At 71.9% G+C, this 24264-nt stretch carries 21 protein-coding genes and 1 pseudogene; 15 read left to right on the forward strand and 7 right to left on the reverse strand.

Going from position 1 to position 24264, the window contains the following annotated elements; genetic code table 11:
* Positions 1–43: 43 nt before the first annotated feature.
* From QQM72_RS21100 to QQM72_RS21125, 6 genes are all read right to left on the reverse strand, one after another.
* Positions 44–1033, reverse strand: a complete 990-nt coding sequence (locus QQM72_RS21100) for a zinc-dependent alcohol dehydrogenase family protein (RefSeq protein ID WP_314222418.1) — start codon at positions 1031–1033, stop codon at positions 44–46.
* Positions 1030–1854 (reverse strand): carbohydrate ABC transporter permease, encoded by an 825-nt coding sequence (locus tag QQM72_RS21105; RefSeq protein WP_314222419.1) that lies wholly within the window; start codon positions 1852–1854, stop codon positions 1030–1032. Before QQM72_RS21105 ends, QQM72_RS21100 begins: the two co-directional genes overlap by 4 nt.
* On the reverse strand, positions 1851–2789 hold the full coding sequence (locus tag QQM72_RS21110) for a carbohydrate ABC transporter permease (RefSeq protein WP_314222420.1): 939 nt from the start codon (positions 2787–2789) through the stop codon (positions 1851–1853). The genes QQM72_RS21105 and QQM72_RS21110 overlap by 4 nt, the downstream gene beginning before the upstream one ends.
* Positions 2786–4156 (reverse strand): ABC transporter substrate-binding protein, encoded by a 1371-nt coding sequence (locus tag QQM72_RS21115; RefSeq protein ID WP_314222421.1) that lies wholly within the window; start codon positions 4154–4156, stop codon positions 2786–2788. The genes QQM72_RS21110 and QQM72_RS21115 overlap by 4 nt, the downstream gene beginning before the upstream one ends.
* Positions 4157–4234: 78 nt before the next feature.
* A complete protein-coding gene (locus QQM72_RS21120) occupies positions 4235–5005 on the reverse strand; it encodes a DeoR/GlpR family DNA-binding transcription regulator (protein ID WP_314222422.1) in 771 nt (256 codons plus the stop codon).
* Positions 5006–5308: 303 nt separating this feature from the next.
* Complete coding sequence (locus tag QQM72_RS21125; RefSeq protein ID WP_314222423.1) at positions 5309–6133, reverse strand: NAD-dependent epimerase/dehydratase family protein; 825 nt, start codon at positions 6131–6133, stop codon at positions 5309–5311.
* Positions 6134–6353: 220 nt separating this feature from the next.
* Between QQM72_RS21125 and QQM72_RS21130 the strand changes: the two genes are divergently transcribed.
* Together QQM72_RS21130 and QQM72_RS21135 are read left to right on the forward strand one after the other, a co-directional pair.
* On the forward strand, positions 6354–7313 hold the full coding sequence (locus QQM72_RS21130) for a 5-dehydro-4-deoxyglucarate dehydratase (RefSeq protein WP_314222424.1): 960 nt from the start codon (positions 6354–6356) through the stop codon (positions 7311–7313).
* A complete protein-coding gene (locus QQM72_RS21135; RefSeq protein ID WP_314222425.1) occupies positions 7314–8489 on the forward strand; it encodes a hypothetical protein in 1176 nt (391 codons plus the stop codon).
* Here the strand turns inward: QQM72_RS21135 and QQM72_RS21140 are convergent.
* Positions 8426–9664 carry an MFS transporter gene (locus QQM72_RS21140; RefSeq protein WP_314222426.1) on the reverse strand — a complete coding sequence of 413 codons (1239 nt, stop codon included), beginning with the start codon at positions 9662–9664 and terminating at the stop codon, positions 8426–8428. The two genes, QQM72_RS21135 and QQM72_RS21140, sit on opposite strands and share 64 nt — an antisense overlap.
* 247 nt (positions 9665–9911) lie before the next feature.
* On the opposite strand from QQM72_RS21140, the gene QQM72_RS21145 reads away from it, so the two are divergent.
* The 13 genes and pseudogenes from QQM72_RS21145 (at position 9912) to QQM72_RS21205 (ending at position 24170) form a co-directional block, all read left to right on the forward strand.
* On the forward strand, positions 9912–10511 hold the full coding sequence (locus tag QQM72_RS21145; RefSeq protein ID WP_314222427.1) for a TIGR03086 family metal-binding protein: 600 nt from the start codon (positions 9912–9914) through the stop codon (positions 10509–10511).
* A 103-nt stretch (positions 10512–10614) separates the two neighbouring features.
* Entirely contained in the window at positions 10615–11376 is a 762-nt protein-coding gene (locus QQM72_RS21150; protein WP_314222428.1) for an MBL fold metallo-hydrolase, read from the forward strand.
* A 175-nt stretch (positions 11377–11551) separates the two neighbouring features.
* Positions 11552–12232, forward strand: a complete 681-nt coding sequence (locus QQM72_RS21155) for a GntR family transcriptional regulator (RefSeq protein ID WP_314222429.1) — start codon at positions 11552–11554, stop codon at positions 12230–12232.
* Complete coding sequence (locus tag QQM72_RS21160; RefSeq protein WP_314222430.1) at positions 12229–13140, forward strand: dihydrodipicolinate synthase family protein; 912 nt, start codon at positions 12229–12231, stop codon at positions 13138–13140. The genes QQM72_RS21155 and QQM72_RS21160 overlap by 4 nt, the downstream gene beginning before the upstream one ends.
* The gene (gene araD / locus QQM72_RS21165; protein WP_314222431.1) at positions 13137–14882 is read left to right on the forward strand and encodes an L-arabinonate dehydratase; all 1746 of its coding nucleotides are present in this window, start codon (positions 13137–13139) and stop codon (positions 14880–14882) included. The genes QQM72_RS21160 and araD overlap by 4 nt, the downstream gene beginning before the upstream one ends.
* Positions 14883–15000: 118 nt before the next feature.
* Positions 15001–15936 (forward strand): carbohydrate ABC transporter permease, encoded by a 936-nt coding sequence (locus QQM72_RS21170; RefSeq protein WP_020130492.1) that lies wholly within the window; start codon positions 15001–15003, stop codon positions 15934–15936.
* Positions 15933–16832, forward strand: coding sequence for a carbohydrate ABC transporter permease (locus tag QQM72_RS21175; RefSeq protein WP_020130491.1), 900 nt, complete (start codon positions 15933–15935; stop codon positions 16830–16832). Before QQM72_RS21170 ends, QQM72_RS21175 begins: the two co-directional genes overlap by 4 nt.
* Entirely contained in the window at positions 16829–18118 is a 1290-nt protein-coding gene (locus QQM72_RS21180; RefSeq protein ID WP_314222432.1) for a pectate lyase family protein, read from the forward strand. Before QQM72_RS21175 ends, QQM72_RS21180 begins: the two co-directional genes overlap by 4 nt.
* The gene (locus QQM72_RS21185) at positions 18115–19293 is read left to right on the forward strand and encodes a Gfo/Idh/MocA family protein (RefSeq protein ID WP_314222433.1); all 1179 of its coding nucleotides are present in this window, start codon (positions 18115–18117) and stop codon (positions 19291–19293) included. The genes QQM72_RS21180 and QQM72_RS21185 overlap by 4 nt, the downstream gene beginning before the upstream one ends.
* Positions 19293–20147: a DUF6807 domain-containing protein gene (locus QQM72_RS21190; RefSeq protein WP_314222434.1), complete on the forward strand. Its 855-nt coding sequence runs from the start codon at positions 19293–19295 to the stop codon at positions 20145–20147. Before QQM72_RS21185 ends, QQM72_RS21190 begins: the two co-directional genes overlap by 1 nt.
* Positions 20144–21652 (forward strand): glycoside hydrolase family 43 protein, encoded by a 1509-nt coding sequence (locus QQM72_RS21195; RefSeq protein ID WP_314222435.1) that lies wholly within the window; start codon positions 20144–20146, stop codon positions 21650–21652. Before QQM72_RS21190 ends, QQM72_RS21195 begins: the two co-directional genes overlap by 4 nt.
* 33 nt (positions 21653–21685) lie before the next feature.
* Positions 21686–22744: pseudogene (locus QQM72_RS21200) on the forward strand (pectate lyase family protein); the annotation flags it as partial.
* Positions 22745–22832: 88 nt separating this feature from the next.
* Positions 22833–24170 (forward strand): ABC transporter substrate-binding protein, encoded by a 1338-nt coding sequence (locus QQM72_RS21205; RefSeq protein ID WP_314222436.1) that lies wholly within the window; start codon positions 22833–22835, stop codon positions 24168–24170.
* The last annotated feature ends 94 nt before the right edge of the window (positions 24171–24264 follow it).

Below are 24264 nucleotides of genomic sequence, written 5' to 3' on the forward strand. Positions count from 1 at the left end.
GACCCGAACGGGCCCGGGCAGGGACATGGCGGGCATACCCGGCCTACGGCACCACCACGATCTTGCGGCCGACCCCCGCCGCGAACTGCTCCAGCGCCCGCGGGTACTCCTCCAGCGGCAGCCGGTCGCTGATGAAGACCTCCGGGTCCAGCACCCCGTTCGCGAACAGTTCGGCGGCCCGCTCGAAGCTGTGCAGGACGGCCATCGAGCCGGTGATGGTGATCTCCTGGTTGTAGATCCGGTACGGGTCGACGGTGACCCGGGTCGCGTAGTCGGCGACGCCGAACTGCAGGAACGTCCCCGCCTTCGCCACCCGCCCCAGACCGTCCTGGATCGCCGCCGCGTTGCCCGTCGCGTCCACGACCAGGTCCCAGCCCCGCGGCCGCTCCAGTTCGTCCGCGTTCGCCGCCGCCCCGGAGACGCCCAGCCGGCGCGCGGTCTCCAGTCGCGCCGGATTCAGGTCCACCACGTCCACGCTCGCCGCGCCCGTGCGCTTGGCCAGCTCCAGCATCATCAGCCCCATCGTCCCGGAGCCGTAGACCAGCACATGCGCGCCCAGCCGCGACCGGAGCACGTCGTAGCCGCGCACCGCGCACGACAACGGCTCGATCAGCGCCGCGTCCTGGGTGCGGATGTGCTCGGGCAGCCGTACGCAGTTCGCCACCGGCGCCACCGCGTACTGCGCCGCGCCCCCCGCCGTGGTGACGCCGATCGCGGCCCAGCGTTCGCAGAGGTTGTTGTGCCCGGTACGGCAGTAGCGGCACTCGTGGCAGTACAGGGAGGGGTCCACCGCCACCCGGTCGCCCACCGACACCTCCGTGACCTGTGTGCCGACCCCCACGACCGCGCCCGCGAACTCGTGCCCCGGCACGATGGGCAGCTTCGGCGCGAACTCGCCCTGGAGGATGTGCAGATCGGTGCCGCACAGTCCGCAGGCGGCGACCTCCACGACCACCTCGCGCGGCCCTGGCGTCGGGTCGGGGACCTCCGTGACGACGGCGCGGCCCACGGACTCGATGACGGCGGCCTTCATTTCACGGCTCCCAAGGACAGGCCCTGGACCAGTTTGTCCTGGGCGGCGAACCCCGCGGCGAGCACCGGCAGGGAGATGACGAGCGACGCGGCGCACACCTTCGCCAGGAACAGGCCCTGGCTGGTGATGAAGCCGGTCAGGAAGACGGGGGCGGTCTCCGCGACCACACCCGTGAGCACCCGGGCGAACAGCAGTTCGTTCCAGCTGAAGATGAAGCAGATCAGGGCCGTCGCCGCGATCCCGGGCAGGGCGATCGGGGCGACCACGCGCGCGAGGATCGTCGGCAGCCGCGCCCCGTCCACCCGCGCGGCCTCGATGATCGCCACCGGCACCTCGGCCAGGAACGACTGCATCATCCACACCGCGATCGGCAGGTTCATGGAGGTGTAGAGGATGACCAGCAGCCAGATGTCGTCCAGCATCCCCGCGTTCTTCGCGAACAGGTAGATCGGCAGCAGGCCCGCCACGACCGGCAGCATCTTGGTCGACAGGAAGAAGAACAGGACGTCCGTCCACTTCCGCACCGGCCGGATCGACAGCGCGTAGGCCGCCGGGAGGGCGAGGAGCAGGACGAACAGGGTCGACGCGACCGACGCCACCACCGAGTTGACCAGCGCGGGCCAGGGGCTCGCGCCGCCGCCGGTGCCGAAGAACTCGCGGTAGCCGTCGAGGGTGAGGGCGGCGGTGAAGGACGGTGGGTTGGTGGCCGCGTCCTGCTCCGAGTGGAAGGACGTCAGGGCCATCCAGGCGACCGGCAGGAAGAACACGATCCCGGTCACCCAGGCCAGCAGCCCGAGGCCGCCTCTGCGTACGACGTTCATGCGCGGGACACCTCCTCACGGAACAGGGACGAGACGACCCGCAGGGCGAAGGTCGCGATGACGATCGAGCCGATGACCACCAGGACGCCCGCGGCCGAGGCGAGGCCGTTCTCATGGGCCTGGTAGAAGCTCTGGTAGACGGTGTAGGGGAGGTTCGCCGTGCCCAGTCCGCCCGAGGTGATGGTGAAGACCGCGTCGAAGTTCTGGACGATGTAGATCGAGCCGAGCAGGGCGCCCAGCTCCAGGTACCGGCGCAGGTGCGGGAGGGTCAGATGGCGGAAGATCTGCCAGTCGCTCGCGCCGTCCACCCGGGCCGCCTCGATCTGCTGCTGGTCCCGGCTCTGCAGGCCGGCCAGCAGGATCAGCATCATGAACGGCGTCCACTGCCAGACCAGGGAGGCCTCCACGGCGAGCAGCGGGGTGTCCGAGATCCAGTCCGGCTGGGGGCCGCCCACGTAGTGCAACAGGCCGTTGAGCAGGCCGTACTCAGGGTTGTAGAGGACGTGCTTCCAGAGCAGGGCCGCCGCCACCGGCACCACCAGGAAGGGCGCGATCAGCAGCGTGCGGACCACGCCCCGGCCCCGGAACCGGCGGTCCAGGAGCAGCGCCAGGCCCAGTCCCAGCACCAGGCTGACCAGCACCACGGTCGCGGTCAGCAGGACGGTCGTCCACACCGAGTGGCGCAGGTCGGCGTCGGTCAGGACCTGGTGGTAGTTGTCGAACCCGGTGAAGCGGCGGGCCTTGGGGTAGAGGGCGTTCCAGTCGAAGAAGGAGATCACCACCGTGGCCACGAACGGGAGCTGGGTGACCACGATCATGAAGACCAGGGCGGGGAGCAGCGGGGCCCGGGTCGCCCAGGCGCGCAGCCGGGGGGAGGGCCCGCGCGGGGCCGGCGTGGAGGATGCGGCCACGGGGGCCGTCGTCGTCGCGGTCATCGGCCCTCGTACTCCTCGGAGATCCGCTCGGCGAGCGCTTGCGACTTCTTCAGGGCCGACTCGACGGACTGGCGTCCGGCGATGGCCGCGCTGATCTCCTGGGAGACCTTGGTGCCGAGGTCGGTGAACTCGGGGATGCCGACGAACTGGATGCCGGGCGCGGGCCGCGGCTGCACTCCCGGGTCGTTGGGCTTCGCCGCCTCGATGGCCTGCTTCGTCATGTCCTGGAAGGCGGACGCCTCCGCGCGGTAGTCCGCGTTCTCGTACGTCGACGCCCGTTTGCCGGCCGGCACGTTCGCCCAGCCGATCTCCTCGCCGACCAGCTCCTCGTACTTCTTGCCCGACGCCCAGGAGACGAACTTCCAGGCCTTGTCGGCATTGCGGGAGGCCTTCTGGATGCCCCAGGCCCAGGTGTAGAGCCAGCCGGAGGAGCCGGTGCGCTCCACGGGGGCCGGGGCGTAGCCCATCTTGCCCTTGACCGGGGACTTGGCCGCCTCCAGGGAACCGGCCGCGGAGGTGGCGTCGTACCACATGGCGACCTTGCCCTGGGTCATGTTGTTCAGGCACTCGGCGAAGCCGGACTGGGCGGCTCCGGACTCGCCGTGGTCGCGGACGAGGTCGACGTAGAACTTCGTCGCCTTCTCGAAGGCGGGCGAGTCGAGCTGTGCCTTCCAGTCCTTGTCGAACCAGGTGCCGCCGAAGGTGTTCACGACGGTCGTCAGGGGTGCCATGACCTCGCCCCAGCCGGGCAGCCCGCGCAGGCAGATGCCCTTCATGCCGGGCTCGGCCCCGTCCGTCTTCGCGGCGAGGTCGGCCACCTGCTGCCAGGTGGGGTGGGCGGGCATGGTCAGGCCCTTCGCGGCGAAGACGTCCTTGCGGTACATCAGGAAGGACGACTCGCCGTAGAAGGGCTGGCCGTAGAGCTTTCCGTCGTCCCCGGTGAGGGACTCGCGCATCGGCTTCAGGACGTCCTTCTCGTCGTAGGCGGGGTCCGCCGCCACGTACGTGTCCATCGCGTGCAGCCAGCCGTTGCGGGCGTAGATCGGTATCTCGTAGTTGGACAGGGTCGCCACGTCGTACTGGCCCGCCTGGTTGGCGAAGTCCTGGCTGATCTTGTCGCGGACGTCGTTCTCCGGCAGCAGCGTGAAGCTGACCTTGATGCCGGTCTCCTTGGTGAAGTGGGCGGCGGTGAGCTTCTGCAACTCGGCCATCTGGGGGTTGTTGACCATGAGGACGTTGAGGGAGTCGCCGCCGGAACCCGCCCCGCCGGCTCCGGCCCAGCAGCCGGAGAGCAGCGGGGCGAGCAGCGTCCCTGCGGCGACCGCGGCGAGCGTGGCTCGCGGCCTCCGTCGGCTCTGGGTGCGCATCGATCGCTCCTGGGCATAGTGGGATGTATCGGGCGCCCCGAGGCGTGGCGGTGCCCTCGGGGGATGGGTGTCGGGGGTTCAGACCCGGATGACCTGAGGCCCCAGCAGTGAGTACCGGTGGGCCTCGGCCGCCGGCAGCAGCGTGCTCGTCACGATCGCCTCCAGCGCGCCCACCTCGGCGAACCGGCAGAAGCTGACCGCCCCGAACTTGGAGTGCACGCCGGTGAGGACCACCCGCCTGGCCGCCCGCACGGCCTGCGCCTTGACCTCGCCGACGGCCGGGTCCGGGGTGGTCAGACCGTGTTCGCGGGAGATGCCGTTGGCGCCGATGTAGGCGAGGTCGACGACGAAGCCGGCCAGCATCTTCGTCGTCCAGTGGTCGACGGTGGCCAGGGTGCCGGAGCGGACCCGGCCGCCGAGCAGCAGTACGGACGTGTTCTCGGTCTCGGCGAGCGCGCCCGCGACCGGCAGGGACGCGGTGACCACGGTCAGCGGCCGGTCCCTGGGCAGCGCCTCGGCGATGAGCTGCGGGGTGAAGCCCTCGTCGACGAAGACCGTCTCGGCGTCCCCGAGCAGCCCGGCCGCCGCGGCGGCGATCCGGCGCTTCTCGGGCACGTGGCTGGTGGCGCGGAAGGCCAGGGTCGTCTCGAAGCCGGCGCTCTCCACGGGGTAGGCGCCGCCGTGCGTGCGGCGCACCAGGCCGTGGTCCTCCAGGGCGCGCAGGTCCCGCCGGACGGTCTCCCTGGCCACGCCCAGTTCGGTGGCGAGCGTGGCGACGTCGACCGCGCCGGTGGCGCGCGCGGCGCGCACGATCTCGCGCTGGCGTTCCTCCGGCGTTCTCGGGGTCATGTCCTCACCTCGCCTCTGCCGCCGTCCTGCCCGTTCGGGCCCAGTGGGGCCCATGGGGGAAGTTCTACAGCGGGTGCGCGGCACTGACCAGGCCTGTTGCGGGCCCGATACTGCCCGGGTGGGCCCGTTTGCGGCACGACCTGCCCGGCTCGGACCTGCGGGGCGGCGCGGGGTGTCGACCGGGATCAGTTCGCCCTCCTCGGGCGACGCGCCGTCCCGGGGGCGGGGGGTGAAGCCGACCGCGTGGTTGGAGGAGGCGGCCCGTTCGGTGCCCGCCCGCCGCCCGTGAGGTCCGTTTCCCGGTCAGTACGGCCAGATCGGCGGGTCGCTGACGAAGTGGCCGCCCAGGTAGGCGTGGGCGATGTTCTCCGGGTCGAGCTCTCCCTGCTCGGCGATCAGCTTCTCGGCGAACGGCTCGGAGTCGTCCTGCGGCTCGTAGCCGAGCGCCCGCGCGGTGCCGAGGTCCCACCACAGCCGGGTGTTGGCGGAGGAACCGTAGACGACGGTGTGGCCGACGTTCTCGGCGGTCAGGGCCGCGTGGAAGAGGCGGGCGCCGTCGGCCGGGCTCATCCACAGCGACAGCATGCGCACGCTGGTGGGCTCGGCGAAGCAGGAGCCGATGCGTACCGACACGCTCTCCAGGCCGTGCTTGTCCCAGTAGAGCTGGGCGAGGTCCTCGCCGAAGGACTTGGACAGGCCGTAGAAGGTGTCCGGGCGGCGCGGGGTGTCGACCGGGATCAGTTCGCCCTCCTCGGGCGACGCGCCGTCCCGGGGGCGGGGGGTGAAGCCGACCGCGTGGTTGGAGGAGGCGAAGACGACGCGCTGGACGCCCTCCTCGCGGGCCGCCTCGTACAGGTTGTACGTGCCCGCGATGTTCGCGCCGAGGATCTTCTCGAAGGGGGCTTCCAGTGAGATGCCGGCGAGGTGGACGATCGCGTCGACGCCCCGCACGGCCTCCCGGACGGCGTCCTTGTCGGCGAGGTCCGCGACGATCGCCCGCGGCTCGCCCTCGATCGGACGCAGGTCGAGCAGGCGCAGCTCGTAGCCGTAGGCGGGCAGCAGGTCCCGCATCAGGGTGCCGAGGCCGCCGGCGGCGCCGGTGAGCAGGACGGTGCGCGGAGCGGGCATCCTCGGGTCTCCTTGGATCACATGAGGGGCGGACGCATGTGTGGCCACAGTTCACATGCATGGACACGCTAAGGAGTGGTGGCGGCGCCCGTCAAGTGTCCTACAGGAGTGACAAAACTGCTGGTGTCTCGGGGGTTGCCGCGCTTGACCCGGCTCGATCGGGCACCCTAGCGTGAGGTCGTTCAGGAATATGGACACTGCTCAAGAATATGGACCCGTTATGGACCCGGGAGAGCCCGTGACGTCAGCCCCGCTCGCCGATCGCCTCCGCGTCCCCAGCGGACCCCTGTTCTTCCCCGTCACCGCCTACGGCCCCGACGGCGCCCTCGACCTCGACACCTACCGCGCGCACGTCCGGCGTGGCGTCGAGGCGGGTGCCGCCGCCGTCTTCGCGGCCTGCGGGACCGGGGAGTTCCACGCGCTCGCCCCGGAGGAGTTCGAGGCCTGCGTGCGGGCGGCCGTGACCGAGACCGCCGGGCGGGTGCCGGTCGTCGCCGGCGCCGGCTACGGGACCGCGCTCGCCGTGCGCTACGCGAGGCTGGCCGAGTCGGCCGGTGCGGACGGCCTGCTCGCCATGCCGCCCTACCTCGTCGTCGCCGCCCAGGAGGGGCTGCTGCGCCACTACCGGGAGGTGGCGGCCGCGACCGCCCTTCCGGTCGTCGTCTACCAGCGCGACAACGCCGTCTTCACCCCCGGGACCGTCGTCGAACTCGCCCGCACCGAGGGGATCATCGGTCTCAAGGACGGCCTCGGCGACCTCGACCTGATGCAGCGGACCATCAGCGCCGTGCGCACCGAGTTCCCCGGCGACTTCCTCTACTTCAACGGTCTGCCGACCGCCGAACAGACCCAGCTCGCCTACCGGGCCCTCGGCGTCACCCTCTACTCCTCGGCCGTGTTCTGCTTCGCCCCCGAGATCGCCCTCGCCTTCCACCGGGCCCTCATCACCGGCGACGACACCACCGTCCACCGTCTCCTCGACGGCTTCTACCGGCCGTTCGTCGAACTGCGGGCCCAGGGCCGCGGATACGCCGTCTCCCTGGTCAAGGCCGGGGTCCGGCTGCGCGGCCTCGACGTGGGCGAAGTGCGCCCGCCGCTGCACGAACCGAGCGAGGATCATGTCAAACAGCTCGCCCAGGTGATCGAGCGCGGTCACGCGCTGCTGGAGGAGGACTCGTAAGTGAAGGCGTCGACATTCGTCTACCCCTGGGACATCACCGGCGACCCCGAAGCGGCGCCCCGGATCGCCGAGCTCGGCGTGGAACAGGTGACCCTCGCCGCCGCCTACCACTCCACCCGCGCCCTCACCCCCCGCCACCCGCGCCACCGCATCGTCACCGCCGAGCACGCGGCCGTGCTGTACCCGACGGACCCGGCCGGCGACCGCTGGAAGGGCCGCGCCCTGCGTCCCTGTCCGGCCGGTGACTGGGCCCCCGGCGACGCCTACGGCGAGGCCGCCGAAGCGCTCGCGCGGGCCGGTCTCGACGTGCACACCTGGGTGGTCCTCGCGCACAACTCACGGATGGGCGCCGAGCATCCGGACACCTCGGTCGTCAACGCCTACGGCGACCGCTACCCGTGGGCCCCCTGCATCGCCCAGCCCGCCACGCGCGCGTACCTCGTCGACCTCGCCGCCGAGGCCGCCGTACGCCCCGGCGCGGGCGGCACCGAACTGGAGTCCCTCGGCTGGTACGGGCTCCAGCACCTGCACGCCCACGACAAGACCGGCGGCGTCGGCCTCGGGGACGCCGGCCAGTACCTGATGGCGCTCTGCTTCTGCCCCGCCTGCCGGGCCGGCTACGGCGAGCAGGGCCTGGACGCCGACGCGCTCGCGGCCGCCGTACGGGAGGCGCTGGAACCGCTGTGGCGAGGGGCGCCGGACGGCGCAGGAGGCTGGGCGGAGATCGAGAAGCTGCTCGGGGAGGAGACGGCGGCGGCCACGCGCGCGTGGCGCGACGAGACCGCCCGCACCCTCCAGGAGACCGCCGTGCGGGCGGTACGGGACGCCGCGCCCGACGGCTTCCAGGTCCTGCTGCACGCCGACCCCGTGACGTACCACGTCGGCGCCAACCCGGGCGTCGACCCCGAGCACATCCTGTCCGTCGCGGACGGGGTCGTCGTGCCCTGCGCGGGCGGGCCCGGCCTGCTGGCCCCCTTCGCCGCGCAGGGCCGCGAGGGCGCGGTCGTCGCCGCCAACCTCGGCGTCGTCTCCGGCATGGGCGGCAGCCCCGGGACACTCACCGCCGACCTGGCGCGGGCGCGCGCCCTCGGGGCGACCGAACTGCGGCTGTATCACGCGGGACTGGCGTCGGACGGGGACCTGGCGTCCGTACGCGAGGCGCTGGCCGCCCGCTGAGGGCCGCGCAGCAGCGGCAGGACCGCCAGCCGGGCCACGCCCAGCAGGACCAGCAGCGGCTGATACGGCACGAGTTCGACCAGGCCCGCGCCCGCCGCGAGGCCGACGGCGGTCGGCGCGTACATCAGGGTGCCGGCCGTCGCGGTGACCCGGCCGAGCAGCGCGTCCGGCGTCTCCCGCTGCACGGCGGTCAGCGCGGCGATCAGCACACAGGGCAGCCCCGCCCCGATCGCCGCGCCGCACACCAGGGCCACGGGGTCCGAGGCGACGGCCTGCGCGGCGACCGCGCCGGCCGTGAGGACGATCCCGCAGGCGGCGAACCGGCGTTCCCCCAGCCGCCGCAGGGCGGGCCCCGAGAGCAGCCCCACCACGACCGAACCGGCGCCCTGGGCGGCGTAGAGCGTGCCCGCGAAGGCGGGGGAGCGCCCGAGGCCCTCGACGACGGCGTGGACCAGCGGGCCGCCGAGACCCGAGAGCAGCAGCGCCGCGCCTCCCGCGAGGACCAGCGGGCGCAGCCCGGGGTGGCCCCACAGGAAGCGGGCGCCCTCGGCGGTCTGCGCACGCCAGGAGGCGGTGGACGGCCGCGGGCGCTCCTCACGGACCCGCACGCACGCGTACAGCGCCGCCGCGCACCCGAAGGTGGCCGCGTCCAGGAGCGCCACCGCCGGGCCGCCGTAGGCCGCGTAGACGCCCGCGCCGGCCGGCGGGGCGACCAGCTTCATGCCCTCGGTGGCGGTCATGCGCAGCCCGTTGAAGTCGCCCAGCAGCTCCGGTGCGACGGCGGCGGTGACGAGCGCGGACTCCGCCGCGTCGGCGACCACCGAGGCGGCGCCGTACAGGAACAGCACCGCCCACAGCAGCCAGAGCCGGCCGGCGGAGTCGACGGCGAGGAGGGTGAGCAGCAGCGCCGCCGGGCCCAGGTTGAGCGCGACGAGCAGCGGCTTGCGACGGCCGAGGTCGGCCAGGGTGCCCAACGGCGGCCCGAGCAGGGTGGGCGCCCACAGGGCGAGCACGCACAGCGCCGCGAGCCCGTTCGAGCCGGTGAGGTCCTTGACCCACACACCGGACGCCAGCCAGAGCGCCGAGGTGCCGAAACCGGAGACCGACGACGCGGCCAGGTAGAGCGCCGCGTCGCGGTCCCGCAGGACACGCCCCGCGGACCAGTTCTTCGTCATACCTGGTCATCGTGGTTCTGAGGCGGCCGCCCTGGCATCGGGCAGATGCCCCGTACGCGCCGCCCGCCCCACGGGAATCCGTGCGGCCCCGTCGGTCATGTCCCCGGGGCGCCTAAGGCACCGGGCCCGGCACCGTCCCCGGTGCACCACGTCACCGGCGCGCCGGCCGCCGGGACCCGGCGCGGACGGAACGGAATCGCCCGGCGGGACAACGATGAGTTCGCGCGGCGCCGCCGGTCCACCCCATATGACCGACACGACAGCCGCACCCACATTCGACCTCGGCCCGCAGACCCTGATCGTGGCGCGCCTCGCGCAGGGCGTCCGCGACGGGCAGCTCGGGGACGGGACGCCCTGCCCGGGCTGCGCCGTCCGCAACATGCTCGGCCACCTCACCGGCCTCTCCGTCGCCTTCCGGGACGCCGCACGCAAGGATCTGGGCCCCACGACCGACACCCCTCCGGACGCCGCCGCGCCGGAGATCGGCCCCGGCTGGCGCGAGGAACTCGCCAAGGCCCTCGACGAGCTCGCCGACGCCTGGCGCGACCCGGCCGCCTGGACCGGCATGACCCGCGCGGGCGGCGTGGACCTGCCCGGCGAGGTCGCGGGCGCCGTCGTCGCCGACGAACTGGTGATCCACGGCTGGGACCTGGCCCGGGCCACCGGCCAGGAGTACACGCCCGACCCGGCCGCGCTGTCGGCGGCGCACGGGTTCCTCGCCGCCGCCGCGGCCCAGGGCGAGCCCGGGAGCGGCGTGTTCGGCCCCGTGGTCCCCGTCCCGGACGACGCCCCGCTGCTCGACCGGGCGCTCGGACTGAGCGGGCGGGAACCCGGCTGGACCCGCTGAGGCCTCCCGGCCCGGCGAACCGGGTGCGGACGGCCGCCTGCGGCCGCCGTGGACAAACGCAATCACAGCGCGCCCCGCGGGCCCGAAACGTACGCTCCCCACCATGCCTCTGAGCCTCACCGTCCTCGGTACCGCCTCTCCGCACCCGGGGCCGGGCCGCCCCTGCTCCGGCTATCTGCTGCGCGGCGCGGGGGCGGAGGTGTGGGTGGACGCGGGCCCCGGGACGTTCGCGGAGTTGCAGCGGCACACGGATCCCGACCGGCTCACGGCGATCTGGATCTCGCACCTGCACGCCGACCACAGCGCCGACCTCCTGGCCGCCGCCTACGCCCTCGCCTACGGCGGGATGACCCCGCCGGCCCCGATCCCGCTCTACGCGCCGCTCGACTGCGCCCGGCGCCTCGCGGGCTTCTTCGGCCGGCCCGACGTGCGCTTCCTGAGCGGGGTCTTCGACTTCAGGGCCCTGTTCGACGGGCACACCGTGCGGCACTGGAACCTGCGCCTCAGCTCGCGCCGGGTGGTGCACGACACCGAGGCGTACGGGCTGAGGGCCGAGTGCCAGGGGAGCGTCCTCGCGTACTCGGGTGACACCGGGCCGTGCGAGGCCCTCACCGAACTCGCCTCCGGCGCCGATCTGTTCCTGTGCGAGGCGGACATCGACAGCCATCGCGAAGGCGAACGGGAGCAGCAGGTGCATCTCACGCCGGAGGAGGCCGGCGAGGCCGCCCGCAGGGCCGGGGTGCGCGAGCTGTACATCACCCATGTCGGGCCCACGCTGACCCGGGAGGCCGCGACCGCGCGGGCCGCCGTCGCCTTCGGGGGCCCCGCCCGGACCGCTCGCGAGGGCGAGACCCTGCCCTTCTGACCCCGTTCGGGCGCTCCCGACCCGGCAGCCTCACCTCGGCAACCTCAACTTCCTCTGTCAGAAGCATTGACGAAACACAGGGCCGCTCCTACCTTCAACGCGTCGTACTTCGTACGTCATATATGAGACGCGATACGCGATCCGAGATCAGATACGCGACATCCGAGAGGCGCGCATGACCTCTGTGCCCACGCCGATCCCGTCCCGCACGCAGTACGTGCTGGAGGAGATCAAACGCCGCATCCTCACCGGCCGGCTGACGCCCGGCCAGGCCCTGGTCGAGACCGAGCTCGCCGCGCAGTTCGGGGTCTCCAAGACCCCGGTGCGCGAGGCGCTCAAGACCCTGGCCGGCACCGGGCTGGTCGTCATGAGCCAGTACAAGGGCGTCACGGTGCGCATGGTGGACGCGGACATGGCGCGCGAGGTCTACGACGTACGCCTGCTCCTCGAACCCGAGGCGCTGAGGCGGGCCGTACGGCTGGGCGCTTCCCTCGACGCCGCGCGCCAGGCGCTGACCAGGGCCGACGAGGCGACCGACACCGCCGAACGGTCGCTGGCCAACCGTGAGTTCCACCGCGCCCTGTACCTGCCGTGCGGCAACCCGCTGCTCGGCCGGATGCTCGACGAGGTGCGCGACCAGGCCGCCCTGGTCTCGGCCGTCGCCTGGGCCGCGTCGCCCTCCTGGGAACGGGAGGCGGGCGAGCACCGCGAGATCCTGCGGCTCGCCCTGGACGGCGACTGCGACGGAGCGGCCCGCGCCCTGCACGCCCACATCGCGTCGTTCGTGCACCGGGCGTTCCCCGAGACCGCCCAGGAGGCCCACGAGGGGCCCCGGGCAGAGAAAGGTCAGGAATGAGCAGCGTGGCGTTCGAGACCCAGCGTGCGGCCCTGGCCGACGTGGTGGCCATCCCGGTGACCCCGTTCGCCGAGGACGGCTCCGTCGACGGTGAAGCCCACCGGGCCCTGCTGCGCCGGCTGCTCGACGGCGGGATCACCACCCTCACCCCGAACGGCAACACCGGCGAGTTCTACGCCCTCACCCCCGAAGAGCGCCGCCTGGTCACCGAGGTGACCGTCGAGGTGGCCGGCGGACGGGCGGCGATCCTGGTCGGCGTCGGACACGACGTACCGACCGCCGTCGCCTCCGCCCGGCACGCCCGTGAGCTGGGTGCGCAGATGGTGATGGTCCATCAGCCCGTCCACCCGTACGTGTCGCAGAGCGGCTGGGTCGACTACCACCGGGAGATCGCGGCGGCGGTGCCCGAACTGGGCGTCGTCCCGTACATCCGCAACGCGCAGCTGCGCGGCGAACGTCTCGCCGAGCTCGCCGACGCCTGTCCGAACGTCATCGGCGTCAAGTACGCCGTCCCGGACGCCTCGCGCTTCGCCGCGTTCGCGCGGGACGCGGGCCTGGAGCGCTTCGTCTGGGTGGCCGGCCTCGCCGAGCCGTACGCCCCGTCCTACTTCTCCGCGGGCGCCACCGGCTTCACCTCCGGGCTCGTGAACGTCGCCCCGGCCGTTTCGCTGAACATGATCGAAGCGCTTCGATCAGGGGATTATCCAGCCGCGATGAAGGTGTGGGAACAGATCAGGCGCTTCGAGGAGCTCCGCGCCGCCAACGGTTCCGCCAACAACGTCACCGTCGTCAAGGAAGCCCTTTCCTCCCTTGGCCTGTGCCGCCGGGAGGTCCGCCCGCCGAGCCGGCCGCTGCCCGAGGACGAGCGCGCCGAGGTCGCCGCCATAGCCGCCGGATGGTCCATATGAAGCGCTTCGACGAATCGGCGCGCAAGCGCCCTGAGGACCTCAGAAGCCATCAGTGGTACGGCGCCGAGGGCCTGCGCTCCTTCAGCCACCGCGCCCGCACCCGCCAGCTCGGCTACCTCCCCGAGGAGCACCTCGGCAAGCCGGTCGTCGCGATCCTCAACACCTGGTCGGACATCAACCCCTGCCACGTCCACCTGCGCGACCGCGCGCAGGCGGTGAAGCGGGGCGTGTGGCAGGCGGGCGGCTTCCCGCTGGAGTTCCCGGTCTCCACGCTCAGCGAGACCTTCCAGAAGCCGACCCCGATGCTCTACCGCAACCTGCTCGCGATGGAGACCGAGGAACTGCTGCGCTCCTATCCCGTGGACGGGGCCGTGCTGATGGGCGGCTGCGACAAGACGACACCCGCGCTGCTCATGGGCGCGGCCAGCGTCGACCTGCCGACGGTCTTCGTCCCGGCCGGGCCCATGCTGCCGGGACACTGGCGGAGCGAGGTCCTCGGCTCGGGCACCGACATGTGGAAGTACTGGGACGACAAGCGGGCCGGCCTCATCGGCGACTGCGAACTGGCCGAGCTGGAGAGCGGCCTCGCGCGCTCGCCGGGCCACTGCATGACGATGGGTACCGCGTCCACGCTGACGGCCGCCGCGGAGGCGCTGGGCGTGACGGTTCCGGGCGCGTCGAGCATCCCGGCCGTGGACTCCGGGCACGACCGGATGGCGGCCGCCGCGGGCCTGCGCATCGTCGAACTGGTCCACCGGGACCGCAAGTTGAGCGAGATCCTCACCGCGGACGCGTTCGAGGACGCGGTGACGACCGTCCTCGGCCTCGGCGGTTCGACGAACGCCGTGATCCACCTCATCGCCATGGCGGGCCGCGCCGGCGTCAAGCTCACCCTCGACGACTTCGACCGGATCGCCCGGACCGTCCCCGTGCTCGCCAACGTGCGGCCCGGCGGCCGGAAGTACCTCATGGAGGACTTCCACTTCGCGGGCGGGCTGCCCGGCTTCCTCTCCCGGATCCCGGACCTGCTCCACCTGGAACGCCCGACCGTCTCCCACGACACGATGCGTGAGCAGCTCGCCGGCGCCCAGGTGCACGACGAGGACGTCATCCGCCCCCTGAGCAACCCGGTCGCGAGCGAGGGCGGGGTCGCCGTCCTGCGCGGCAACCTCTGCCCGGACGGCGCCGTCATCAAGCACATCTCCGCCGAGCCCCACCTGCTCCGGCACACCGGCCCCGCGGTCGTCTTCGACGACTACCGGACCATGCAGCGCACCATCAACGACCCGGAGCTGGGGATCACCGCCGACACCGTCCTGGTGCTGCGGGGCTCGGGCCCCAAGGGCGGCCCGGGCATGCCCGAGTACGGCATGCTGCCCATCCCCGACCATCTGCTCAAGCAGGGTGTGCGGGACATGGTGCGGATCTCCGACGCCCGGATGAGCGGGACGAGTTACGGCGCGTGCGTCCTGCACGTGGCGCCCGAGTCGTACGTCGGCGGACCGCTCGCCCTGGTCCGCACCGGGGACCCGATCACCCTCGACGTCGAGGCCCGCTCCCTGCGGCTCGACGTGGACGACGAGGAACTGGAGCGGCGTCGGGCCCGGTGGACGCCGCCGCCCGCCCGGTACGAGCGAGGCTACGGCGCGCTCTACAACGAGCAGATCACCCAGGCCGACACCGGCTGCGACTTCGAGTTCCTGGCCCGTCCGGGCAAGGTCGCGGACCCGTACGCGGGCTGACCGCGACAGCACGACCGGGCCCACCCCTGTGCGGAGAGAAAGCGCTTCACCCGCCCGAAAGCACGATGCACACGAACGCACGACGCACCGAGAGACGTACCTAGAACGGAGAACAGTCATGGCCCAAGCCGCAGCCGTGGCGAAGCCGCCCGCGCCACCCCGGCGGCGCCGTGCCTCCGCCACGCCCCGCAGACTGCCGTACCTGCTGATCGCGCCGGCGGCCCTGCTGATGCTGGGCTTCATCGCCTACCCGGTCATCAGCGTCTTCTACTACAGCCTGCAGAACTACAACCCCACCAAACCGTGGCGCAACGGCTTCGCGGGCTTCGACAACTTCGTCCACGCCTTCACCGACGACCCGCAGTTCTGGGACACGCTGACCTTCAGCGCCAAGTGGGTCTTCGTCGAGGTCGGACTCCAGCTGCTGTTCGGCCTGGCCCTCGCGCTGATCGTCAACCAGACCTTCGTGGGGCGCTCGCTCGGCCGGGCGCTGGTCTTCTCCCCGTGGGCCGTCTCCGGCGTGCTGACTTCGGCGATCTGGGTGCTGCTCTACAACTCCCAGACCGGCATCACCCGTTACCTCGCGGACATGGGCATAGGCGAGTACGGCACCAGCTGGCTGTCCGACACCTCCACCGTCTTCCCGGCGGCGATCATCGCCGACCTGTGGCGCGGTGTCCCCTTCTTCGCGATCCTCATCCTCGCCGACCTCCAGTCCGTCTCCAAGGACCTGTACGAGGCCGCCGAGGTCGACGGCGCGAGCCGGATCAAGCAGTTCTGGCACATCACCCTGCCCCACCTGAAGGACGCCATCGTCCTGTCCACGCTGCTGCGCGCGGTGTGGGAGTTCAACAACGTCGACCTGCTCTACACGCTCACCGGCGGCGGCCCGGCGGGGGAGACCACCACCCTCCCGCTCTACATCGCCAACACCAGCGTCGACGCACACAACTTCGGCTACGCGTCCGCCCTCACCACGGTCGCGTTCGTGATCCTGCTCTTCTGCTCGATGGTCTATCTGCGGCTGAGCAAGTTCGGAGGAGGCGACAAGTGATCACCAAGGAGGCCACCGAGGTCACACCCGTCCCCGTGCGCGTGACCGACGCGCCCGACCGGCGCCCGTCCCGGCACAGGCGTGCCTGGGACGAGGCCCCCCGCTGGCAGATCTACCTCCCCCTGTCGATCTACCTGGTCTTCACCCTCGTCCCCTTCTACTGGATCCTCCTCTTCGCGCTGCGCCCGGCCGGCTCGACCTCGCTCGTGCCCTGGCCGATGACCTTCGACCACTTCGAGAAGGTCTGGAACGAGCGGGACTTCGCCGTCTACTTCCAGAACAGCGTGCTCACCGGCGTGGCGACCCTGCTGCTCACCACCGGCGTCGCCCTGGCGGGCGGCTACGCCCTCGCCCGCTTCGACTTCAGGATCAAACGCGGGTTCATGCTCGCCCTGCTGTGCACCCAGTTCGTGCCGGGCGCGCTGCTCCTCGTGCCGCTCTTCCAGATCTTCGCCGAGCTCAAGATGATCAACTCGCTCGGCAGTGTCATCATCGCCGAGACGGTCTTCCAGCTGCCCCTGTCGATGATCCTGATCAGCGGCTTCATCCGGAACGTGCCGTACTCCCTGGAGGAGGCCGCCTGGGTCGACGGGTGCAACCGGCTCACCGCCTTCCGGATCGTCGTCCTTCCGCTGCTGCGGCCCGGGCTGATCGCCGTCGGTTCCTTCGCCTTCGTACACGCCTGGAACCACTTCCTGTTCGCCCTGATGTTCCTGTCCGACCAGACCAAGCAGACGATCCCCGTCGGCCTCAACACCCTGATGAGCGCGGACAGCGTCGACCTGGGCGCGCTGGCCGCGGGCGGCATCATCGCCGCCGTCCCCGTGGTGCTCGTCTTCGCCTTCATCCAGAAGTGGCTGATCACCGGCTTCAGCGCGGGGGCGGTCAAGGGATGAGAATCCGTCAGATCACGCTGGTAACAGCCGTTTTGGGGCTGCTCTGCGTGCCCGCGCAGGCCGAGGCCCGGGACATCTCCCGGGACGTCCTCGCCGCCGACGACGGCTGGGCGGCCTACGGCACCGGCACCACCGGAGGCGCGGCCGCCGACGACGCACACGTCACCACCGTCACCGACCGCGCCGGACTCGTCCGCGCCCTCGACGGCGGCAGCGACACCCCGAAGATCATCAAGATCGCCGGGACGATCGACGCCAACACCGACGACGACGGCGACCACCTGGACTGCGCCGACTACGCCACCGGCGGCTACTCCCCGACGCGGTACCTGGCCGCCTACGACCCGCGCACCTGGGGCGCCGCCAAGCCGAGCGGCGCGCAGGAGGAGGCCCGCCAGGCGTCGGCGGCCGCGCAGGCCGAGCGGATCGTGCTCCCCGTCGGCCCCAACACCACCATCGTGGGCCTCGGCGACGGAGCCGTCCTCAAGGGCGCCAGCCTCCAGGTGAAGAACGCGGACAACGTCATCCTGCGCAACCTCGACCTGCGCGACGCCTACGACTGCTTCCCCGTCTGGCAGCCCAACACCGGCGGCCTCGGCGACTGGAAGACGGCGTACGACAACATCTGGCTGACCGGCGCGACCCACGTCTGGGTCGACCACGTCACCGCCTCCGACCAGGGCCACCCCGACTCCGCCGAGCCCACCCGGTTCGGCCGCAACTACCTTCGCCACGACGGACTGCTGGACATCACCAACGGCTCCGACCTGGTCACCGTCTCCTGGAGCCGGTTCGCCGGACACGACAAGGCGATGCTCATCGGCAGCGGCGACACGGCCACCGGCGACCGCGGAAAGCTCCGGGTCACGCTGCACCACAACCAGTTCGAGTCCGTCGTACAGCGCGCACCGCGCGTCCGCTTCGGGCAGGTGCACGTCTACGACAACCGCTACGTCGTCCCCGAGGGCGCCGAGTACCGCTACTCGCTCGGCGTGTCGACCGAGTCGGCCGTGTACGCCGAGAACAACGCCTTCCACACCCCCGGCCACGTGGAGGTCGCCGACCTGGTCAAGAGCTGGAACGGCACCGCCCTGCACCAGAGCGGCACCGTCTTCAACGGCTGGCCCGTGGACCTCCTCGCGATCTACAACGCCTACAACAGCGGCAGCGAGCGCGACCTCACGGCGGACGTCGGCTGGACGCCTACCCTGCACACAAAGATCGACAGCGCCGCGGTGGCCGACCGCGAGGTGGCACGCGGCGCGGGCGCAGGGAGGATCCCATGAGCACCGCCGAACCGATGAGCGGCCCGGTCCCGATCGTCCTCGCGGGCGCGCGCGGCCACGGCCACTGGCACCTGGACAACATCCGCCGGCTCCAGGACAAGGGCATCGTCCGCCTGGCGGGTGTCTGCGAGCTGACCCCGCTGACCCCGGCGGAGATCCCCGAGGGCCTCGGCACGCCCGACCAGTCCGCCGACTTCGGCGCGCTGCTGGACACGACCGGCGCCCGGGTCGCCGTCATCTGCACCCCGATCCCCACCCACACCGACCTGGCCCTGATCGCGGCGCGCAAGGGGGTCCACCTGCTTCTGGAGAAGCCGCCCGCGCCGTCCTACGCCGAGTTCCGGCGGATGGCGGACGGGGTCGCCGAGGCGGGCGTGGTCTGCCAGATCGGCTTCCAGTCGCTGGGCTCGCACGCCGTGCCCGCGATCCGCCGGCTGATCGAGGAGGGGGCGGTCGGCGAGGTCTCCGGGGTCGGCGGCGCCGGGGCCTGGGCCCGGCCGGAGGCGTACTTCCGGCGGGCGCCCTGGGCGGGCAGGCGACGGCTGAACGGCGTCGACGTGATCGACGGGGCGCTCACCAACCCGCTCGCGCACGCCGTCGCCACCGCCCTCGCGCTGGCCGGTGCCACCCGCGCCACCGACGTCACCGGCATCGAGACCGAGCTGGCGCACGCCAACGCGATCGAGTCCGACGACACCTCCTGCGTCCGCGTCCACACGGCCGACGGCCGCGAGATCGTCGTCGCGGCCACGCTGTGCGCCGAGGACCCCGACGACCCGTACGTCGTCGTGCACGGCAGCCGCGGCCGGATCACGTACTGGTACAAGCAGGACCGCGTCCTGCTCCAGCGGGCCGGCCACGGCCCCGAGGAGTTCGAGTACGGCCGCACCGACCTGCTGGAGAACCTCGTCGAGCACCTCACCGACGGGACGGAACTGCTGGTCCCGCCCGCCGTGACCGAGTCGTTCATGCGGGTCGTCGAGGCGATCCGGGTCGCTCCCGACCCGGTCCAGGTGCCCGACGACGCCTGGCGCCTGCTGCCCGACGAGGAGCGGCGGGTCGTCCCCGGCATCGACGGCCTCGTCGCGGCCGCCGCCGACACCCTCGCCCTCTACTCCGAACTGGGCGCCCCCTGGGCGTTCACGACCGCGCATCCGAAAGAGGTGAGCCCCTGATGACCGCAACCGCACCCGACGCACCGGTCGTCCTGCGTGTCGCCGGCCGCCCGGTCGCCCGCTACGTGACCCGGCCCGAGCTGCCCGCCAGGCTCTCCCCGCGGCCCTATCTGCACCCCGTCACCACCCTGGCCGGCACGGCGGTCACCGAACTGAGCCCGGCCGACCACACACACCACCTCGGCGTCGGTGTAGCCGTACCCGACGTCGGGGGGCACAACTTCTGGGGCGGACGCACCTACGTCCGCGACCAGGGCCCGACCGAGCTCGACAACCACGGTGCCCAGCGGCACAGTTCCTTCCAGCTCCGCGACCCGGACGGCTTCGTGGAGGAGCTGCGCTGGGTCGCCTCGGGCACCGAGCTGCTGCGCGAGCGCCGTACCGTCGAGGCCACCGAACTCACCGACGCCGCCTGGGCGCTGGACTTCACCTTCTCGCTGACCAACGTCACCTCGGGGCCGCTGTCCATCGGCAGCCCGGCGACGAACGGGCGCCCCGGAGCGGCCTACGGCGGCTTCTTCTGGCGGGCCCGCAAGGAGGACGCGGCCCCCGAGGTCTTCACCGCCGGCACGCGGGGCGAGGCGTCCGTCCACGGCGCCCGCGCCGACTGGCTCGCCCTGGCCGGCGCCCACTGGACCCTGGTCTTCGCCGGCGCCACCGGTGCCACCCGCCGCGACCCCTGGTTCGTCCGCACCGCCGAGTACCCGGGCGTCGGCTCCTCGCTGGCCTGCGCGGAGCGGCTGCGGGTCCCGCCCGGCGAGACGGCCGTACGCCGGATCGTCACCGTCGTCGCCGACGGCCGCCTGGACCGGCACGAGGCGGCGGCACTGGTACGCAAGGCGGTCAGCCAGTGACGCACGAGACGTACACCAACCCCGTCCTGAACGCCGACTGGTCCGACCCGGACGTCGTGCGGGTCGGCGACGACTTCTATCTCACCGCCTCCAGCTTCGGCCGCGCTCCCGGCCTGCCTCTGCTGCACTCGCGCGACCTGGTCCACTGGACCTTGATCGGACATGCCCTCGAACGCCTCGAACCGGCGGCCGATTTCAGGTCTCCACGGCACGACTGCGGAGTGTGGGCGCCGTCCCTGAGGCACCACGACGACCGCTTCTGGATCTTCTGGGGCGACCCCGACCAGGGCATCTTCCAGATCAACGCGCCGCAGATCAGGGGGCCTTGGTCCCGGCCGCTGCTGGTGAAGGAGGGCAAGGGGCTCATCGACCCCTGTCCCCTCTGGGACGCGGAGACGGGCGAGGCCTATCTGGTCCACGCCTGGGCCAGGTCCCGTGCGGGCGTCAAGAACCGGCTCACCGGCCACCGGATGCACCCGGAGGGGACGGCCGTCCTCGACGAGGGCAAGGTGATCGTCGACGGGGACCGGATCCCCGGCTGGTTCACCCTCGAAGGGCCGAAGCTCTACCGGCACGACGGCTGGTTCTGGATCTTCGCGCCCGCCGGGGGAGTGGAGACCGGCTGGCAGGGCGCCTTCCGGGCCCGGGACTTCTTCGGCCCGTACGAGGAGCGGATCGTCCTGGAGCAGCGGGACACCGAGGTCAACGGCCCCCACCAGGGCGGCTGGGTGCGCACCGGGTCCGGCGAGGACTGGTTCCTGCACTTCCAGCAGCGCGGCGCGTACGGCCGGGTCGTCCACCTCCAGCCGATGCGCTGGGCCGCGGACGGTTGGCCGGTGATCGGCGACGAGGGCGCGCCCGTGCTCGAGCACCGACGGCCCGGCCTGCCCGCGGGACCGCCGGCCGCACCCGCCACGGACGACGACTTCCCCGGCGGCCGCTTCGGCCGCCAGTGGTCGTGGACGGCCAACCCGCAGGACGGCCTCGCCACCCAGCACTCCGCCGACGGACTGCGCCTGACCTGCGTGCGGACCGCCGACGCGCACGATCTGCGGACCCTGCCGAGCATCCTCACGCAACGGCTGCCCGGGCTTCCGTCCGCCGTGGAGGTGGAGCTGGAGCTGCACAGCGAGGAGCCGGGTGCCCGCGCCGGGCTCGCGGTCCTCGGGGACGCCTTCGGCTGGATCGGGCTCCAGCGGGGCACCGACGGGGCCGTCCACCTCGTGCACCGGTTCGCCGAACCGGTCGCCGAGAGGGAACGGGACGCGGCCCACCCGCGGCTCGCCCCCCGGGGACGGGCGCGCCTGCGGATCGAGATCGGCACCGGAGCACGTTGCCGTTTCGCGTACGACACCGGTGACGGCCTGCGCTGGTCGGGGCCCGTGTTCGCCGCCACGCCCTGGCGCTGGGTCGGTGCCCTGCTGGGCCTCTTCGCCCTCGCGCCGCCCGGAACCGGGCACGCGGGAGCGGCCTCGTTCAGCGAGTTCCGGATCAGACCGCTCTGACCCACCTGTTCCGTAAGCCTGTTGGGAGACGCAATGACGCACCTCCGTAGCAAGCGCTTGCCGCGGCCGGCCGTGGTCCTGGCGGCCGTCGCCGGTCTGGTGGCGGCTCTGAGCCTCGGTGCCGTCGGCGAGGCGAAGGCCGCCGGCGAGCCCGGGACGGCCGCCACCTCTGCCCCTTCGGGGTCCCGCTGGACCGACACCGCCCACGGCTTCGCCTCGCTCGCCGGCGGCACCACCGGAGGCGCGGGCGGCGAGGTCGTCACCGTCACCGGCCAGGCCTCGCTCGCGCGGTACGCGGCGGCCGAGGAGCCTTACGTCATCCGGGTCGAGGGCGCGGTGGCGGTCGAGCCCTTCGGCTCCGACATCGTCGTGACCTCGAACAAGACGATCATCGGCGCCGGCGACACCGGCGAGATCGTGCACGGGGAGCTGCACCTGAACCCCGGTACGCACAACGTGATCATCCGCAATCTGACGATCCGGGACTCGTACGTCGAGGGCGACTGGGACGGCAAGACGACCGACTTCGACGCGATCCAGATGGACACCGCCGACCACGTGTGGATCGACCACAACCGCTTCACGCACATGGGCGACGGGCTGCTCGACATCCGCAAGGACAGCCAGTACATCACCGTCTCCGCCAACCGGTTCGACACCCACAACAAGGCGTTCGGCATCGGCTGGACGACGAACGTCCTGACCCAGATCACCATCGACCACAACTGGTTCACGGGGACGAAGCAGCGCAACCCGTCCGCGGACAACTGCGCCTACGCCCACCTCTACAACAACTACCTCTCGGCGCAGGTGGCCGACGGGGACCCGGTGTGGACGTACGGGAACTGGTCGCGAGGCCACACGAAGATGGTCATCGAGAACAGTTACTTCGACGGGATCCAGCACCCCTACCAGGCCGACGCCACCGCCGAGCTGGTGCAGCGCGGGTCGATCCTGAGGAACACGAGCGGGCGGACCGACGCGTGGGGCACGGCCTTCGACCCGCGGGAGTTCTACGCCTACCGGCTGGATCCCGCGGCCGCCGTTCCCGCGCTGGTCACCCGGTTCTCCGGGCCGCAGGCGCAGATCGGCGCCCCGCCGCGCCCGCGCACCGGCACCACCCACTGACCCCCCACAACTTCATATCTCCGTTGGGATCCAGAAGAAGAGAGCCATCCACATGAAGAGCAGCATCCGCAGAAGCAGGCGCGCCGCCCTGGCCGTCGCCCTGGGCTCCGTGCTCGCGCTGACCGCCACCGCCTGCGGCGACGACGGCAGCGGCGGCGCGGGCGACAAGGGAGGCGAGGGCTCCGGCAAGGGGGAGATCACCTTCTGGGACAACAACGGCGGTGTGCGCACCGACGTCTGGAAGGAGATCATCGCCGACTTCGAGAAGGCGAACCCCGACATCAAGGTCAACTACGTCGGTGTGCCGGCCGACAGCGTCCAGTCCAAGTACGACACCGCCATCCAGGGCGGCGGTCTGCCCGACGTCGGCGGCGTGGGCACCGCGATGCTCGCCGAGGTCGCCGCGCAGGGCGCCCTCGAACCGCTGGACAGCCGGATCTCCAAGAGCGCGCTGAACGGCAAGCTCAACGAGAAGTTCCTGGACGGCGTCAAGGCGGCCGGCATCGACGGCAAGACGTACTCGGTGCCGACCTCCGCGAACAACGGCACCCTCTGGTACCGGACCGATCTGTTCCAGCAGGCCGGTCTGGACGCGCCGACCACCTGGACGAAGTTCTACGCGGCCGCCGACAAGCTCACGAACAAGGACAAGAACGCGTTCGGGTACACCATCCGCGGTGGCGCGGGGTCCATCGCCCAGGCACTGGACGCCACCTACGGGCAGAGCGGGATCACCGAGTTCTGGAACGGCGAGAAGACCACGGTCAACGACCCGAAGAACGTGGCCGCGCTGGAGAAGTACGTCGGCCTGTTCAAGAAGAACACCCCGTCCGCCGACGTCAACAACGACTTCACCAAGATGGTCGCCCAGTGGGACTCCGGGACCATCGGCATGCTGAGCCACAACCTGGGCTCCTACGGGGACCACGAGAAGGCGCTGGCCGGCAAGTTCAAGGGCATCCCGGCGCCCACGCAGGACGACGGCACGCGGGTGCAGGTGTCCAACCCGGTCGACGGGCTCGGGCTGTTCAAGGCGAGCAAGAACAAGACCGCCGCCTGGAAGTTCATCGAGTTCGCCGCGTCGCACGCGTCCAACAGCAAGTGGAACGAGACGGCGGGTCAGGTGCCGGCCAACAACGAGGCCGCGCAGGACAGCTGGGTGCAGGCCTCGGAGCCGACGAAGCTGGCCGCCGAGGCGCTGGCGGGCACCACCACCAAGATCGTGCAGCTGCCGTACTACCTGCCCGACTGGAACACCATCTCCAAGGCGGACAACGAGCCGAACTTCCAGAAGGTGCTGCTCGGGAAGCTGAGCCCGAAGGACTTCCTGGACACGCTGGCCGAGCAGCTGAACGCCGCGCAGGCCGACTGGAAGAAGAACCACGCGTAGTCCGCGGTTTCGCGTGTGGGGGACCGCGGGCCGGCCCCGGCCGGTTGCGCGGTTCCCCGCACCCCCGAAAGACGTTCACTCGCCCCTGTTGAGA

Source organism: Streptomyces zaehneri, from assembly GCF_032248645.1.
GTDB lineage: Bacteria > Actinomycetota > Actinomycetes > Streptomycetales > Streptomycetaceae > Streptomyces > Streptomyces coriariae.

Coding starts and splice junctions, on each gene's coding strand:
- QQM72_RS21100 (WP_314222418.1), bottom strand. CDS start 1,033: ATGAAGGCCGCCGTCATCGAGTCCGTGGGCCGCGCCGTCGTCACGGAG.
- QQM72_RS21105 (WP_314222419.1), bottom strand. CDS start 1,854: ATGAACGTCGTACGCAGAGGCGGCCTCGGGCTGCTGGCCTGGGTGACC.
- QQM72_RS21110 (WP_314222420.1), bottom strand. CDS start 2,789: ATGACCGCGACGACGACGGCCCCCGTGGCCGCATCCTCCACGCCGGCC.
- QQM72_RS21115 (WP_314222421.1), bottom strand. CDS start 4,156: ATGCGCACCCAGAGCCGACGGAGGCCGCGAGCCACGCTCGCCGCGGTC.
- QQM72_RS21120 (WP_314222422.1), bottom strand. CDS start 5,005: ATGACCCCGAGAACGCCGGAGGAACGCCAGCGCGAGATCGTGCGCGCC.
- QQM72_RS21125 (WP_314222423.1), bottom strand. CDS start 6,133: ATGCCCGCTCCGCGCACCGTCCTGCTCACCGGCGCCGCCGGCGGCCTC.
- QQM72_RS21130 (WP_314222424.1), top strand. CDS start 6,354: ATGGACCCGGGAGAGCCCGTGACGTCAGCCCCGCTCGCCGATCGCCTC.
- QQM72_RS21140 (WP_314222426.1), bottom strand. CDS start 9,664: ATGACGAAGAACTGGTCCGCGGGGCGTGTCCTGCGGGACCGCGACGCG.
- QQM72_RS21145 (WP_314222427.1), top strand. CDS start 9,912: ATGACCGACACGACAGCCGCACCCACATTCGACCTCGGCCCGCAGACC.
- QQM72_RS21150 (WP_314222428.1), top strand. CDS start 10,615: ATGCCTCTGAGCCTCACCGTCCTCGGTACCGCCTCTCCGCACCCGGGG.
- QQM72_RS21155 (WP_314222429.1), top strand. CDS start 11,552: ATGACCTCTGTGCCCACGCCGATCCCGTCCCGCACGCAGTACGTGCTG.
- QQM72_RS21160 (WP_314222430.1), top strand. CDS start 12,229: ATGAGCAGCGTGGCGTTCGAGACCCAGCGTGCGGCCCTGGCCGACGTG.
- araD (WP_314222431.1), top strand. CDS start 13,137: ATGAAGCGCTTCGACGAATCGGCGCGCAAGCGCCCTGAGGACCTCAGA.
- QQM72_RS21170 (WP_020130492.1), top strand. CDS start 15,001: ATGGCCCAAGCCGCAGCCGTGGCGAAGCCGCCCGCGCCACCCCGGCGG.
- QQM72_RS21180 (WP_314222432.1), top strand. CDS start 16,829: ATGAGAATCCGTCAGATCACGCTGGTAACAGCCGTTTTGGGGCTGCTC.
- QQM72_RS21185 (WP_314222433.1), top strand. CDS start 18,115: ATGAGCACCGCCGAACCGATGAGCGGCCCGGTCCCGATCGTCCTCGCG.
- QQM72_RS21190 (WP_314222434.1), top strand. CDS start 19,293: ATGACCGCAACCGCACCCGACGCACCGGTCGTCCTGCGTGTCGCCGGC.
- QQM72_RS21205 (WP_314222436.1), top strand. CDS start 22,833: ATGAAGAGCAGCATCCGCAGAAGCAGGCGCGCCGCCCTGGCCGTCGCC.